The following is a 13,141-nucleotide window of genomic DNA, read 5'->3' as shown; positions in this document are numbered from 1 at the left end:
GGGAAAACCATGACTGACAGGACAGACATGTTCCGACTGTCGAGAAGGGGCCTGCTCGGCGCCACAGCTACCGGGGCCGTCGTCGCGACGACCGGTGTATCCGGCGGACTGCTAAGCAGCACCGTACCGGCCGCCGCCGCCGGAAAGTTCAGCCTCGCACCGGGTGAACTGGACGAGTACTACGGCTTCTGGTCGTCGGGTCAGACCGGCGAATTGCGGATTCTCGGCGTGCCGTCGATGCGCGAATTGATGCGCGTCCCGGTCTTCAACCGCTGTTCGGCGACCGGCTGGGGCCAGACAAATGAGAGCCTCAAGGTTCTGACTGAGGGCCTTCTGCCGGAATCCAAGGAATACCTCGCCGCCCATGGCAAGGTGACCTATGACAATGGCGACCTGCACCACCCGCACATGTCGTTCACCGACGGCACCTATGACGGACGCTACCTGTTCATGAACGACAAGGCGAACACCCGCGTCGCTCGCGTTCGCTGCGATGTCATGAAGTGCGACAAGATCATCGAAATCCCGAATGCCAAGGACATCCACGGCATGCGGCCGCAAAAGTATCCGCGGACCGGTTACGTCTTCGCCAATGGCGAACACGAAGCGCCGCTGGTCAATGACGGCCAGATCCTCGACGATCCCAGCCAGTACGTGAACGTGTTCACGGCCATCGATGGCGACACGATGGAAATCGCATGGCAGGTTCTGGTGTCGGGCAACCTCGACAACACCGATTGTGACTATCAGGGCAAATATGCCTTCTCGACCTCCTACAACTCGGAAATGGGTACCAACCTCGCCGAGATGACCGAAAACGAGATGGACCACATCGTGGTCTTCAACCTCGCCGAGATCGAGGCTGGCGTGGCCGCCGGCGACTATCAGGAACTGCACGGCGTCAAGGTCCTCGACGGACGCAAGGGCAAGAACAAAAAGTATACCCGCTACGTTCCGATCCCGAACTCGCCGCATGGCATCAACACCGCGCCCGACAAGCGCCACGTCATGGTCAACGGCAAGCTCTCGCCGACCGTGTCGGTGATCGATGTCGAAAAACTCGATGCCCTGTTCGAAGGCGCCGAGCCGCGGTCCTGCGTGGTTGCTGAACCCGAACTTGGCCTCGGGCCGCTCCACACCGCCTTCGACGGCAAGGGCAATGCATTCACAACGTTGTTCCTCGACAGCCAGGTGGTAAAGTGGAACATCGACAAGGCGGTGCGTGGCGAAGACCCGATCATCTCCAAGGTCGACGTCCAGTACCAGCCTGGCCACAACTCGACATCGATGGGTGAAACCGCTGAAGCAGATGGCAAGTGGCTCGTTTCGATGAACAAGTTCTCCAAGGACCGCTTCCTCAATGTCGGCCCGCTGAAACCGGAGAACGAGCAGCTCATCGACATCGCCGGCGACCGTATGGAAGTCGTGCATGACGGCCCGACTTTTGCCGAACCGCATGACAGCATCATCGTGCGCCGCGATATCGTGAATCCGGCCCGTGTGTGGAACCGCGACGATCCGATGTGGGAAGAAGCCCGCCAACAGGCCGCCGCCGACGGTGTCGACCTCGATTGGGGGCATGACGAACCGATCCGCGACGGTAACAAGGTGCGCGTCTATATGCACTCCATCGCCCCGAACTTCAGCTTGGAGAAGTTCACGGTCAAGCAAGGCGATGAAGTGACGATCTACGTCACCAACATGGACGATATCGACGACGTGACACACGGCTTCTGCCTGTCGAACTTCGGCATCGCCATGGAAGTCGCACCGCAGGCAACAGCCTCGGTGACCTTCACCGCCACCCGGCCAGGCGTGCACTGGTTCTACTGCCAGTGGTTCTGCCACGCGCTCCACATGGAGATGCGCGGCCGCATGTTCGTCGAACCGCGGGCAGCCTGAGCCATGCATCGCCTGCTCGTCATGGCGTTGCTTGCCGTGCTTCCCCTGCCGCTCGCGGCAGGGGAAGTCTCAGTTGCGCCCGGCGAGCTGGCGAACGCGATAGCCAACGCGCAGGACGGCGACGTCCTGCGCCTGGCGCCCGGCAACTATGCCGGTCCGGTCGTGCTTGACCGCGCGATCACGCTCGATGGCGGTGGCGCGGCCCATATCGATGGAAACGAGGACGGTTCGGTGATCACCGTGACCGGCCCGGACGTGACGGTACGCGGCCTTGTGATCACCGGATCCGGCGACGATCATGAAGGTATCGACAGCGGCGTGCAGCTCAAGAAGACAGCCGACCGCGCAATCGTCGAAGACAATGTGTTGCGCGGCAATCTCTACGGCATCGACATCCACGGCGCGAAGAATTCTCGCGTTGCCGGCAACCGGATCGAAGGCCGCAAGGACCGTCTGATGAACCGGCGCGGCAATGGTGTCTATGTCTGGAACGCACCCGGCGCGGAAGTCGCCGGTAATCGTATCCGGTGGGGCCGCGACGGCATTTTCGTGAACTCCTCCAAGAAGAACCGTTTTATCGGCAACACGTTCCGCGACCTGCGTTTTGCAGTTCATTACATGTATGCCGACGACAGCGAGGTTTCGCGCAACGTGTCGATCGGCAACCATCTCGGCTACGCGGTCATGTTCTCGACCCGGGTTCGGGTCACCGGCAACATCTCGATAAACGACCGCGATCATGGCATCATGCTGAACTATGCCAACCGCAGCGAGATCACGGGCAATCTGGTGCAGGGCGGCCCGGAAAAATGTGCCTTTCTCTACAACAGCCATCGCAACAACTTCGCCGGAAACCGGTTCCAAAACTGCGAGATCGGCATCCACTTCACCGCGGGTTCCGACCGCAACGACATCGTCGGTAACGCATTCATCGGCAACCGCACCCAGGTCAAGTATGTCTCGACCCGCTGGGATGAATGGTCGGAGAACGGCCGCGGCAACTACTGGTCGGATTTCGCCGCCTACGACCTCGACGGCGACGGCGTCGCCGACGTTCCATATCGTCCGAATGACAGCATGGACCATGTCCTTTGGACACAGCCGGCTGCAAAGCTGCTTCTCGGCTCGCCGGCGGTCCAGCTTGTCCGCTGGTCCCAATCCGCATTCCCGGCGCTGTTGCCGGGCGGCGTTATCGACAGCCACGCCCTGATGCGACCGGTGGAGATCGAAGTGCCGAAAAACCTTTGGAAGGGCGAGACATGAGCACGCCTTTGACATGCAATGGCGTCGTAAAGCGCCGCAATGGCACTGCGGTGCTGAACGACGTGTCGCTGAGCGTCGAAGAAGGCGCGCGCATAGCGCTTCTTGGCCACAACGGCGCCGGCAAATCGACACTGATCAAGTCCGTTCTCGGCCTGACTGGCATCGACGCGGGTTCGATTGCCATTTGCGGCCACGCGCCCGGATCGGCGGCTGCGCGCCGTGCCGTTGCCTATCTGCCGGAAGCGGTCGCCTTTCAGGGTGCGCTGACCGGCCGGGAACTCCTTGATATGTTCGCAGCGCTCGCCGGCGAACACCGTGCCGACACTGGCGCGCTGCTGGAGCGCGTCGGTATCGCCAAGGCCGCGGATCGCCGGGTATCCACCTATTCGAAAGGCATGCGCCAGCGCCTCGGTCTGGCGCAAGTTCTGGTCGGACGGCCCAAATTGGCCCTTCTCGATGAACCGACCAGCGGCCTCGACCCCGTCTCGCGCTACGATCTTTATGCGATCATCGACGATCTCGCCGCCGAAGGCACATCCGTCCTGATCGCCAGCCATGCGCTGACCGAGGTCGAAGCGCGCACCGACCGGATCGCAATTCTCAGCGAGGGCCGGCTTGTTGCCGATGACACGCTTGCCAACCTCGCCCGCGCCGCGCGGCTTCCCATTGTCTTGAAGGTGCGCGCGTCTGAAACAGACACCGCCGACAAAATCGCGGCGGAAACGGGGGGCGCGCGGATCAACTGCACATCTGTCGAGATCCGCTGCCCGGCCGACGAAAAAATGCAAGCCCTGCAGAAGCTGTCGGGCCTCGGCACGGCGGTCGCCGACATCGACATCTCGCCGCCCGGACTTGAAGATCTCTACAGGCATTTTTCGGGAGGTGACGCATGACTGCCCTCACCCGCATTCGCGCCGTCGCCCACGCCGAAGCACTGGTGCTTCGGCGCAACCGCTGGTTCTACGTCGCCACGATGATCATGGTGGTCTTTGCCGTGGCCCTGTCGATGGCCGGCAGCGCGCCGACCGGCTCGCTGGGCGTCGACATGCTGACGGTATCCGTCGCATCGATGACGACGCTCGCCGTCTATCTGATCCCGCTTCTGGCGTTGCTGATTTCGTTCGACGCCGTGGCCGGCGAAGGCGACCGCGGCACGCTCGGTCTTATCCTGTCCTATCCCGCCAGCCGGGCAGAAATCCTGTTCGGCAAGGCGCTTGCCCATCTCGCCGCCTTGGCCATCGCCTGCGTTCTCGGCTTCGGCGTGGCAGGCGCGCTCGCCGCGACACTTGGCGATGTCGGCCAGGAGAGTCTTGCGGCACTGGCCCGCCTGATGGCGACGTCGGTCTTGCTGGGTGCCTGCTTCGTCGCGCTCGGCTATCTGATCTCCGCGCTCGCCGGGTCCACACCGGCGGCGGCCGGCTTGTCCGCGGCGCTCTGGCTGGTCTTCGTTGTATTCTACGACCTCGCGCTTCTGGCCGCTGTGGTCATGGATGGCGACGGCGTGTTCACGCGCGTTGTCTTTCCCTGGCTGATGACGGCCAATCCGGCGGATGCTTTCCGGCTTTGGAACATCGCCGGCACCGAGTCGGTGGCGATCGCCGCCGGTATGACGGGTGCTGCCGACAACCTGCCGCGGTGGGCCGCACCTCTATCCCTGGTGGTATGGCCCGTTCTCGCATTCGTGCTGGCGCGCGGCGCATTCCGGAGGGTCGAACCATGAGGCAGATTTTGCCGGTACTTGCCGCCATCGCCCTGACGGCCGGCTGCAACCAGCAGACGGCCGAGGCCCCGAACCCGGTTCCCCTGACCGCGGAGAATGTCAGCTATTTCTGCCAGATGAACGTACTCGAGCATGGCGGACCGAAGGCCCAGATCCATCTCGAAGGCCAGCCCGCCCCGATCTTCTTCGCGCAGGTCCGCGACGCCGTTGCCTATATCAAAAGCCCGGAGCGTTATGCGCGCATACTCGCTATCTATGTCAGCGACATGGGCACTGCCGATGATTGGAAGAACCCCGGAACCGACAACTGGATCGCATCGGAGACCGCGCATTTCGTCGTCGGCGCGCGCGTGGCGGGCGGAATGGGCGCGCCGGAAGTCGTCCCCTTCGCCAATCCGGAAGCCGCAGGCGCATTTTCCCGGCGCTATGGCGGAGAGGTTCTGGCAATGACCGAGATCCCGGATGACGCTGTCCTGGGGCCGGTCGACCCAGACATGGAACTCGAGGTGCCGCAATGATCCCGCAACTCACCCGGCGCAGGTTTTTGAGTATATCCGCCGCTGCCTTCGCCACGGCGGGAACCGGCATGGCCTCTGCCGCGCCGGTGGCGCGATGGGGGGGAATCGCGCTTGGCGCCAGTGCGTCGCTGCAACTCGCCGGCATATCGCTTGGCGAGGCGGAGCCGATCTTCGCCGATATCAGGCGCGAACTGGACCGTCTCGAGGCGATCTTCAGCCTCTACCGGAGCGATTCCGAGATTATGCGCTTGAATGCCAGCGGCAAGCTGGAAGCACCGTCTGCGGACTTGTTGGCCGTGCTCAGCACCTGTGCCAGCCTGCGTGGCGCAACCGAAGGTGCGTTCGATCCGACCGTCCAGCCGCTATTCTCGGCGGTCGCTCATGCCGCCGGCAAGGGCCGCTCGCCCTCGCCCGACGAGATCGCCGCCGCACGCTCGCTCGTTGGCTGGGACGGCGTGAGCTTCGACACAACCGCCGTCACCCTCGCCCGCAAGGGCGCGGCGCTGACGTTGAACGGCATCGCCCAGGGCTACGTCACCGACCGCATCGCCGCGCTGCTGCGCGCACACGGCCTGACCGACATCCTCGTCGATATGGGGGAAGTCGCGGCAATGGGCCGGAATGCCGGAGGGGAGCTATGGCGCGCCGGCATCGCGGATCCGGCAGGGACCGTCTTGAAGCGGCTTGTCCTCACCGACAGGGCCCTGGCAACATCGTCGCCAAAAGGCACGCTCCTGTCGCGAGAAGACGAAACCGGCCACATTTTCGACCCGGCAAGCGGCGGCGAGGCAAGCGCCCGCGCCTTGGTCGCGGTGTCCGCGCGTCGCGCGGAACTGGCCGACGGGCTGTCGACCGCGCTCTGCGTCACGCCGGCCGACCGATCTGACGCTGTTCTCCGCCGCTTTCCGGAGGCGCGGATCGAACTGGCAATCTGATGGTAATCGGGATCGTCAACGCCGCCCGTCGGCAATATCCATCAGCCGCCGCACCCATGCGCCGGCAGCCCATGCGGCCGGAACGCCGAACACCAGACCGACGATGACCGACGTCACCGGCGAAATCTCGGCCAGCCCGATAACGCGGCCCATCAGCGCCAGCATGAAGACATTGATCGCCACCGCGCCAGCTGCCAGCGGATAAAGAAGCGCGGCCAGTGTTAAGACCGGCCACGGCTTTTCCGATGTATCCGGACTGGTCATGCTGCGCGCGCTGCGCCATGCGCGGCTATCAGATCGCGCGCGATGATCGCCTCGACGCCGGTAACCGTCCCGGCAGCCGGCAGCACAAGGCCCGTAAAGCAGGCTTCACGCACCGCTTGCGGCACATCGCCGGTCACATGCCAGGCATTGGTCGCAAAGCACGGCAGGCAGATCGCGGGTTCCGGCGCATCGCGCAGGGCATCGGCAAGAAACGGCGCCTCCTCCAGATAGCCCGGAACGACCGCACGCACGCCAGTCACCCGCGCAAGCTCCTCGGCGAGTGCCCGTGTGCAGGCGGCCGGCCTCGGCCCGCGCGCCGAACCATGTGCGGCAAGGACGACGGTGGTCGCCTCGGCGGCATGACCATTTTCGGCAACGCCGACGCGGATCATATCGGCGCAGTGGTCGCGAAAGGCCGGCATCAGCCCGAGTGGAGTAAGGACCGGCGTGTCGCCCCGCCCCGCGGCCTTCAGCGCATCAGGCAGGACGCGCCGCATCAGCCAGCCGTCGGACATCATCAGCGGGAACACGCTGGCCTCAGGCGACAACCCGTCGAAGGCCCGCGCGATCGCGCCTTCGGCCCCCAACGTCGCGCCGCGCAACGTCCAGTCCGGCAATTCGGCCGCGACATCGGTTGTCAGGTCCTGCACCGCCTCTTCCAGTGCCTCGGCGTCCGACAGCGACCCGAATGCGACCAGCACGACTTCGTGCGGTTCAGTGGCTGGTGCCGCTGGAGAATGTGATCTTGTTCCAGACATTGTACTTTCCTGACGGTTTTCTCATCGGGAGTCGGGTGACTTCCTCGAGCGTTTTGGCGTCGTAGACGATGACCGCGCCATCATCCTCCCAGACACTGACCAGGGCGTGCTCGCCATCGCGGTCGAACTCGACGTGGGCAACAGTCGCGTCGGGAACCGGACGCAGCGTTTTGACGATTTCGAGTGTCTGCTTGTCGATCACATGCATCGCGTCGCGATTCGGGCCGAAGAACACGTCTGCCCAGACATAATCGGAATTCTCATGGCTCCTGAGGAAGAAGCCGGGTCCCAGCGTCGGCACGCGCTTGATGGTTTCCCAGGTCTTCATGTCGATCACCGACAACACGCCGTCGCGCAGATGCGGTGTCGCCATGATGGTGGCGCCATCGCGCTCCCACGTGATGCCGGAACCGAGATGCGGCATGCCCGGCAGGTCCAGGTCGGCGACCTTCTGGCCGATGACCATGTCGACAACCTGACCCCCGTCGCCGTCGCGGCTGGCGCCCATCACAAATTCGTAGCTCTGGCTGAAGAAGAAATCGTCCAGCACGTCAGGAAGCGAGATGCGGCGAACCGGAAACGGCTCGTCATAGCCGATTGGTCCCTCGTCGCGGTGATCATGCACGAAGCCGTGAAACGGCGGATTCTCGCCATAGAACACTTCCCAAATCTCCGGCACGTCCTTCAGTGCCAGTACGAAGCTCTCGCGCGGCGGCGCCTGATAGACTGCCGAAACGCGGCTCGGCGTGCCGTTCTTGCCCTTGACCTCGTGCACTTCGGCGACGCTCAGATCCTTGGTCGACAGGATGGTCAGCGTCAGCGGCAGATAATTCGCCACGGCCAGCCAGTTTCCGTCATGCGACATGGCGATGTTGCGGCTGTTGAGGCCGCCGCGCACGCGGCCGACCTCCTGCAGCGACCACAGGTCGTATTTCTGCACCCAGCCATCGCGCGACATGATGAACACATAGCGCCCGTCGGGCGAGAATTTCGGCCCGCCATGAACGGCGAATGGCGTGGCGAACCGGTCGAGAACGTCCCAGGTGTCGCCGTCGAGCACGCTGACATGATGGTCGCCGGTTTCGACGACGAGCGTGATGTTCATCGGGTCGGCCTTCCAGGCCGGGGCAGCGGCGGGTACGTAATCCGGGTTCAGCACACGGCTCGCATCAATCTGCTCAGGGCTCCAGCCGGGAATGACCTCCAGCGGCGTATCCAGCCAGGCAGCAAGCGCGGTGATATCCTCCGCCGAGATCACGTCTGCAAACGCCGGCATCTGTGTCGCCACGCGGCCATGCGTGATCACATGCTCCAGCTTGGGACCACGCATTCGGCGCAGCGTTTCGGGAATAAGCGCGGGACCGATGCCGCCGAGGCGACCGGTGCCGTGACAGTCGGCGCATTGTTCCGCATAGACGTCCTGCGGCGAGCCGGCGAGCGCCGGCGCTGCCAACAGGCAAAGAGCCGCGAAACTACAGGAAAGCCGGTTGAGGATCATGACGTTCCCCCGTGAATGGTCTGACAGTCAGGCGATCCGCCGGCTCGGTGACGCCGATTTCCGCGTCGCCCAGATAGCAGGCCGGATCTTCGGCCCAGGGATCGCCGGTGAGTTGCAGCGCACGAATGCGCGTATTGCCGCCGCAGATCGACTTGTGCGCGCACGCACCGCAGCGCCCCTTGAGCGGGCGCGGCCGGCGGCGAAGCTCGGCAAGCATAGGGTCAGAGCCGGTCCACAGTTCGGAAAACGGCGTCTCCTTGACGCTACCGATCGTGTATTCCGACCAATAGGTGTCCGGATGTACATTGCCCTGCGTGTCGATATTCGCCACGCCGACGCCAGAAGCATTGCCGCCCCAAGCCACCAGATGCGCGCGCAGATGCGCCAGCCGCTCGGCGGGAAAGCGCTCTGCTGCCCAATTTAGAAAGTAGACAGCGTCGGCATCGTTATTGCCGGTCACGATCTCCAGCTGCGCAGCGCCCTTGTGGCTGGCCGCGGCCCGTTCGATCAGAAGATCCATGGCGCGGCGTGTGCGCACATGGTCGGTATCGTCACCGCGCGCCTTGTTGCCACGCCCGGCATAGACTAGGTGCGACAGGTAGAACTTGTCGACGCCCTCGCCGTCGCACAAATCGAGAAGCTCTCCAAGCTGGTCGGCATTGTCGTCGGTGATCGTGAAACGCAGGCCCACTTTCACGCCGCGTTTCTTGCAGGCCCGTACGCCGGCGAGTGCCTGATCGTATGCGCCCTCGACGCCGCGGAAGCGGTCGTTCACCGTGCCGATACCGTCGATAGAGATACCGACATAGTCAAAGCCGATTTCGGCCACCCTGTCAGCGTTTTCACCCGTCACGGCGGTTCCGTTGGTCGACAGCGCCAGCACGCGGACAAGCTCGCGCGCCCGGCGCGCCAGCTCGAAGAGATCGTCGCGCAAAAGAGGTTCTCCGCCAGACAGGATCAGGGCGGGAACCAGAAAACGGCCAATATCCTCCAGCGTGTCGCGCGCCTGTTTCGCGGTTAATTCGCCCGGAAAGTCGACATTGGCCGAAACCGTGTAGCAATGCTTGCATTTCAGGTTGCAGCGGCGCGTCAGGTTCCAGATTACGACCGGCTTGGGCGCGCCGCGCTGCGGCCGTACCGGAGTTGGATCGTAAAGCTGGTCCATATATTGGCTAAGACGGAACACGTTATCTCCCCCCGGCCAAGCGAAGGCCGGTCTTCTTGAGGATGCGTTTGGAGTAGAGCGTGTCGGAAGCCCGGCATGCCGACCCCAGAATGGCCGCGATTTCGGTGCGTTTGGCTTCCACCTCTTCGCGTGATGTGCCATGCACCATGGCGAAAAGGTTGTAAGGCCAGGTCGGCAATGCTCTCGGCCGAAGGTAGCAGTGCGAAATGAATTCGAGAGCGCCGATCCTGGCCCCCAACTCGGCGGCAACGGCATCATCGACGTCCCAGACGGTCATGCCGTTCGCCGTCAAACCGAGGCGATAGTGATTGGGTGCAATGGCAACCCGGCGTATGGCTCCGCGATCCTTCATGGCCCGCATCCGTGCAACCACATCGTCTTCGGCAAGGCCGAGGGCTTCCGCCACAGCCTTGTAGGGCTCGGCGACAAGCGGTAGGCCTGCCTGGGTTTCGGCGATGATCGCCCGATCTGTTTCGTCCAGTGTCATGCCGCTACCCGGAAGCCGATGTAAAATTCACGGAGCTTGGGAAACGCCAGCACGGCAATTCCCGTTTCCGCCTCGATACGCGCCCGGACGGTCTCAATTGCCTCCTCGGTTTCCGTGGCCAGGACGAACCACATGTTCAGCCGGTGCGCACGTTCATAATTGTGCGCCACCTCCCTGTGCGCGTTGACTTTGGTTAAGACGGTTTCGAATTGCTCGTCGGGCACCTGCATGGCGCACAGGCAGAACGCGCCGCCGATCGCGGCTGCATCGAAAAACGGGCCGAACCGCGTGATGTAGCCGGCTTCTTTCATGCGCGAGATCCGTTCGATCACCTCATCCGCCGGCAAGTCCAGCATGCGCCCGACTTCGGCGAACGGAGACGGCCCGATTGGAAAGTCGTCCTGCAGCGCGTTCAGCAGGCGGCGGTCGGTGGCATCCAGTTTCATGACTTGGCTTTCGCTTTCGAGTCGATAAGCGCGCCGGTTTGCTTGAAGCAGCGCAGCGAAAACAAAACCTTATGCTCGACACCCTTGAGACCGGGCAGCCTGCGGGCCTCGTCAAGCACCTTGAGCGCGTCCTCTCGGCTGCGCCCGTGGATCATGTTGTATAGCGTATAAGGCCAGATATCCGGGATAGCCCTCCGCCTGTAGCAGAGCGTGATGCCGGGAACCTTGGCGATTTCGGGCCCGATCCTGGAAGCGTCTTCGGGCGGCAGCTTCCAGACGACCATGGCGTTTGCGCGCCAGCCCAGCGCCCGGTGCCGGACGATCACGCCGATCCGTGCGATAAAGCCATCTTCGACCAACCGGCTGGTGCGGGCAATCGCCTCGGCCTCGTCCAGTCCGCATTGCTGCTCGAGCATCGCGTAGGGACGCGGCACCAGCGGCAGTCCCGACGACAGTGCCTGCATCAGGCAACGGTCTCGCGCCCCGATCTCGCGGGTTGGCTGCTTTCCGCGGTTGTGGACCATTCCCGCCCGCTCGCCGCGCAGATCGAATCCCAGATCGATGTTGAACGGCTCGATCAGCGGCAGGTCGAGGACGCGCAGGCCGGTCTCGCGCTCGATCGAGGCCAGAACGCCATCGACATGCGCCCTGTCCGGCCCCGTCGCCACAAACCAGATGTTCCAGTGATGCTCGCGCAGATAGGAGTGATTGACGCCATCATGGGCGTTGATCGCTGCCGCGACCGGTTCGACGCCCCATTGCGGCGCCGCCACGGCGGCGAGCGTGCTGGCAGCCACCGTGTTCGGACGGCAGGTCGCGCCGAAGCGGGATATCGCGCCCCTTTGCGAGAGTGCGCCGAGGCGTTCGATCACCTCGTTCTCGGAAAGACCGATCTGCGCACCGATCGCTTCGAATGGCTGCGGCACGACAGGCACATCGCGCTGGAAATCGTTGAGCAGCCTGCCTTCGATATCGTGAATTTCGGTTTGCATGATCTCAGAGCCCTATCCGGTGCGCCCGCGCGGTGAAGAATATGCCAGACGGCGTGCCGGCGGCGATCTCGCCGGTGATCGCGAAGGTTTCGGCGTCGTAGACACGCACCTTGTCCTCGTCGCGAACCGACACCCAGACCTCGTCTCCCCGCGGCGCGAACTCCATGTGCAGCACAGCCGGGCCGGGCTTAAGGGTTTTCACGATTTCGCCGGTCACCGTATCGACAACCTGGATCGTGTCGTTGCGCGGATGCGCGAAGTTCACCCAGACCTGTCGCCCGCCGGGCCGCGCCACCGCGAACACGGGTTGGCCATGGGTCTCGGTGCGTGCCACTTCCTCAAAGCTCGCCGCATCGACCCAAAGCACCTCGTGACGGCCAATTGCCGGCAGCACGAAGCGGCCGCCGGCGCGTGCCCATCCCTCCAGATGCGGCATCTTGTAGACCGGCAGCGGTTCCTCGCCCCGTCCGTAGCCAGGCAATATGCGGCGCGGCGTCGGTTTCTCTTCCCAAAGATCGAGCATCGTCAGACCGTCCTCGCCAAACAGCCCGGCGATGTAGGTCCGGCCATCCGGCGACAGCAGCGCGTCATACGGATTGGCGCCGATGTCAGGCACGATGGTCACGGAGGGCTCCGGCGCCGACATATCGGCGATCCACGTTTCAGCGGTATCCCACGTCGTGAACACGAAGCGGCGGCCCGGCGCCTCGACAAGTCCGATGGTCTTTGCGCCGGTATCAAAATCGGCGACCGGCTCCAGCGTCTCCGCGTCGAAGACCCGCACACCGCCCGGCTCGTAATTGGCGACCGCGACTAGCGCGCCGTCGTCGGAAATCGCGCCACCGATCGAATTGCCCGCCTGGATCACGCGGCCGACGATCTCGCCGGTCAAAAGATCGAGCTTGGTCAGTCCGCCATCCCGTCCGAACACGAAAGCGAAGCGCGCATCTGCGGAAAAGACGACCGAAGCATGCGACAGGTCGCCAAAGCCTTCAACACGATCGAGCACTTGGCGGCTGCCGCGTTCGACGATCAGCACGCTGCCGGTCGTTCGCTCGATCACCACGGCAAGCCCGCCGGTACTACGCAGCTCGGCGGCAACCGTAGGGCTGATCCGGGCCGAAATCATCACGACGATTGCAAGAAGGAAAACAGCAGCGGCGCTTTTCATG

Annotated in this window: 14 protein-coding genes; 6 read left to right on the top strand and 8 right to left on the bottom strand. The window is 63.7% G+C overall.

Annotated elements, in window-relative coordinates:
- Window positions 1-9 precede the first annotated feature (9 nt).
- The 6 genes from nosZ to ACO06R_RS10295 are packed head-to-tail and all read left to right on the top strand — an operon-like array spanning window position 10 to window position 6,338.
- Entirely contained in the window at window positions 10-1,902 is a 1,893-nt protein-coding gene (gene nosZ / locus ACO06R_RS10320) for a TAT-dependent nitrous-oxide reductase (protein ID WP_421849005.1), read from the top strand.
- Window positions 1,903-1,905: 3 nt separating this feature from the next.
- Entirely contained in the window at window positions 1,906-3,165 is a 1,260-nt protein-coding gene (locus tag ACO06R_RS10315) for a nitrous oxide reductase family maturation protein NosD (protein ID WP_421849002.1), read from the top strand.
- Window positions 3,162-4,058, top strand: a complete 897-nt coding sequence (locus tag ACO06R_RS10310; protein ID WP_421848999.1) for an ABC transporter ATP-binding protein — start codon at window positions 3,162-3,164, stop codon at window positions 4,056-4,058. Before ACO06R_RS10315 ends, ACO06R_RS10310 begins: the two co-directional genes overlap by 4 nt.
- A complete protein-coding gene (locus ACO06R_RS10305; RefSeq protein ID WP_421848996.1) occupies window positions 4,055-4,885 on the top strand; it encodes an ABC transporter permease in 831 nt (276 codons plus the stop codon). Before ACO06R_RS10310 ends, ACO06R_RS10305 begins: the two co-directional genes overlap by 4 nt.
- Complete coding sequence (locus tag ACO06R_RS10300; protein WP_421848993.1) at window positions 4,882-5,403, top strand: nitrous oxide reductase accessory protein NosL; 522 nt, start codon at window positions 4,882-4,884, stop codon at window positions 5,401-5,403. The genes ACO06R_RS10305 and ACO06R_RS10300 overlap by 4 nt, the downstream gene beginning before the upstream one ends.
- A gap of 26 nt (window positions 5,404-5,429) precedes the next feature.
- Entirely contained in the window at window positions 5,430-6,338 is a 909-nt protein-coding gene (locus ACO06R_RS10295; protein WP_421848990.1) for an FAD:protein FMN transferase, read from the top strand.
- Between the two features lie 15 nt (window positions 6,339-6,353).
- Here ACO06R_RS10295 and ACO06R_RS10290 read toward each other — a convergent pair whose 3' ends face one another.
- The 8 genes from ACO06R_RS10290 to ACO06R_RS10255 are packed head-to-tail and all read right to left on the bottom strand — an operon-like array spanning window position 6,354 to window position 13,140.
- Window positions 6,354-6,602 (bottom strand): hypothetical protein, encoded by a 249-nt coding sequence (locus tag ACO06R_RS10290; RefSeq protein ID WP_421848987.1) that lies wholly within the window; start codon window positions 6,600-6,602, stop codon window positions 6,354-6,356.
- Window positions 6,599-7,303: a CbiX/SirB N-terminal domain-containing protein gene (locus ACO06R_RS10285; RefSeq protein ID WP_421848985.1), complete on the bottom strand. Its 705-nt coding sequence runs from the start codon at window positions 7,301-7,303 to the stop codon at window positions 6,599-6,601. The genes ACO06R_RS10290 and ACO06R_RS10285 overlap by 4 nt, the downstream gene beginning before the upstream one ends.
- Before the next feature lie 13 nt (window positions 7,304-7,316).
- Window positions 7,317-8,858: a cytochrome D1 domain-containing protein gene (locus ACO06R_RS10280; RefSeq protein ID WP_421848982.1), complete on the bottom strand. Its 1,542-nt coding sequence runs from the start codon at window positions 8,856-8,858 to the stop codon at window positions 7,317-7,319.
- Complete coding sequence (nirJ, locus tag ACO06R_RS10275; protein WP_421848979.1) at window positions 8,833-10,044, bottom strand: heme d1 biosynthesis radical SAM protein NirJ; 1,212 nt, start codon at window positions 10,042-10,044, stop codon at window positions 8,833-8,835. Before nirJ ends, ACO06R_RS10280 begins: the two co-directional genes overlap by 26 nt.
- A gap of 1 nt (window position 10,045) precedes the next feature.
- Window positions 10,046-10,531, bottom strand: coding sequence for an AsnC family transcriptional regulator (locus tag ACO06R_RS10270; protein WP_421848976.1), 486 nt, complete (start codon window positions 10,529-10,531; stop codon window positions 10,046-10,048).
- Entirely contained in the window at window positions 10,528-10,977 is a 450-nt protein-coding gene (locus ACO06R_RS10265) for an Lrp/AsnC family transcriptional regulator (RefSeq protein WP_421848973.1), read from the bottom strand. Before ACO06R_RS10265 ends, ACO06R_RS10270 begins: the two co-directional genes overlap by 4 nt.
- Complete coding sequence (locus ACO06R_RS10260; RefSeq protein ID WP_421848970.1) at window positions 10,974-11,969, bottom strand: Lrp/AsnC family transcriptional regulator; 996 nt, start codon at window positions 11,967-11,969, stop codon at window positions 10,974-10,976. Before ACO06R_RS10260 ends, ACO06R_RS10265 begins: the two co-directional genes overlap by 4 nt.
- Window positions 11,970-11,973: 4 nt before the next feature.
- Window positions 11,974-13,140 carry a cytochrome D1 domain-containing protein gene (locus ACO06R_RS10255; RefSeq protein WP_421848968.1) on the bottom strand — a complete coding sequence of 389 codons (1,167 nt, stop codon included), beginning with the start codon at window positions 13,138-13,140 and terminating at the stop codon, window positions 11,974-11,976.
- Between the last annotated feature and the right edge of the window lies 1 nt (window position 13,141).

Source organism: Oricola sp., assembly GCF_965230365.1.
Lineage (GTDB): Bacteria > Pseudomonadota > Alphaproteobacteria > Rhizobiales > Rhizobiaceae > Oricola.
Note: the sequence above shows the minus strand (reverse complement) of the source record. Positions and strands in the feature narration are given on the sequence as shown.

Coding starts and splice junctions, on each gene's coding strand:
- nosZ (WP_421849005.1), top strand. CDS start 10: ATGACTGACAGGACAGACATGTTCCGACTGTCGAGAAGGGGCCTGCTC.
- ACO06R_RS10315 (WP_421849002.1), top strand. CDS start 1,906: ATGCATCGCCTGCTCGTCATGGCGTTGCTTGCCGTGCTTCCCCTGCCG.
- ACO06R_RS10310 (WP_421848999.1), top strand. CDS start 3,162: ATGAGCACGCCTTTGACATGCAATGGCGTCGTAAAGCGCCGCAATGGC.
- ACO06R_RS10305 (WP_421848996.1), top strand. CDS start 4,055: ATGACTGCCCTCACCCGCATTCGCGCCGTCGCCCACGCCGAAGCACTG.
- ACO06R_RS10300 (WP_421848993.1), top strand. CDS start 4,882: ATGAGGCAGATTTTGCCGGTACTTGCCGCCATCGCCCTGACGGCCGGC.
- ACO06R_RS10290 (WP_421848987.1), bottom strand. CDS start 6,602: ATGACCAGTCCGGATACATCGGAAAAGCCGTGGCCGGTCTTAACACTG.
- ACO06R_RS10280 (WP_421848982.1), bottom strand. CDS start 8,858: ATGATCCTCAACCGGCTTTCCTGTAGTTTCGCGGCTCTTTGCCTGTTG.
- ACO06R_RS10270 (WP_421848976.1), bottom strand. CDS start 10,531: ATGACACTGGACGAAACAGATCGGGCGATCATCGCCGAAACCCAGGCA.
- ACO06R_RS10265 (WP_421848973.1), bottom strand. CDS start 10,977: ATGAAACTGGATGCCACCGACCGCCGCCTGCTGAACGCGCTGCAGGAC.
- ACO06R_RS10260 (WP_421848970.1), bottom strand. CDS start 11,969: ATGCAAACCGAAATTCACGATATCGAAGGCAGGCTGCTCAACGATTTC.
- ACO06R_RS10255 (WP_421848968.1), bottom strand. CDS start 13,140: ATGAAAAGCGCCGCTGCTGTTTTCCTTCTTGCAATCGTCGTGATGATT.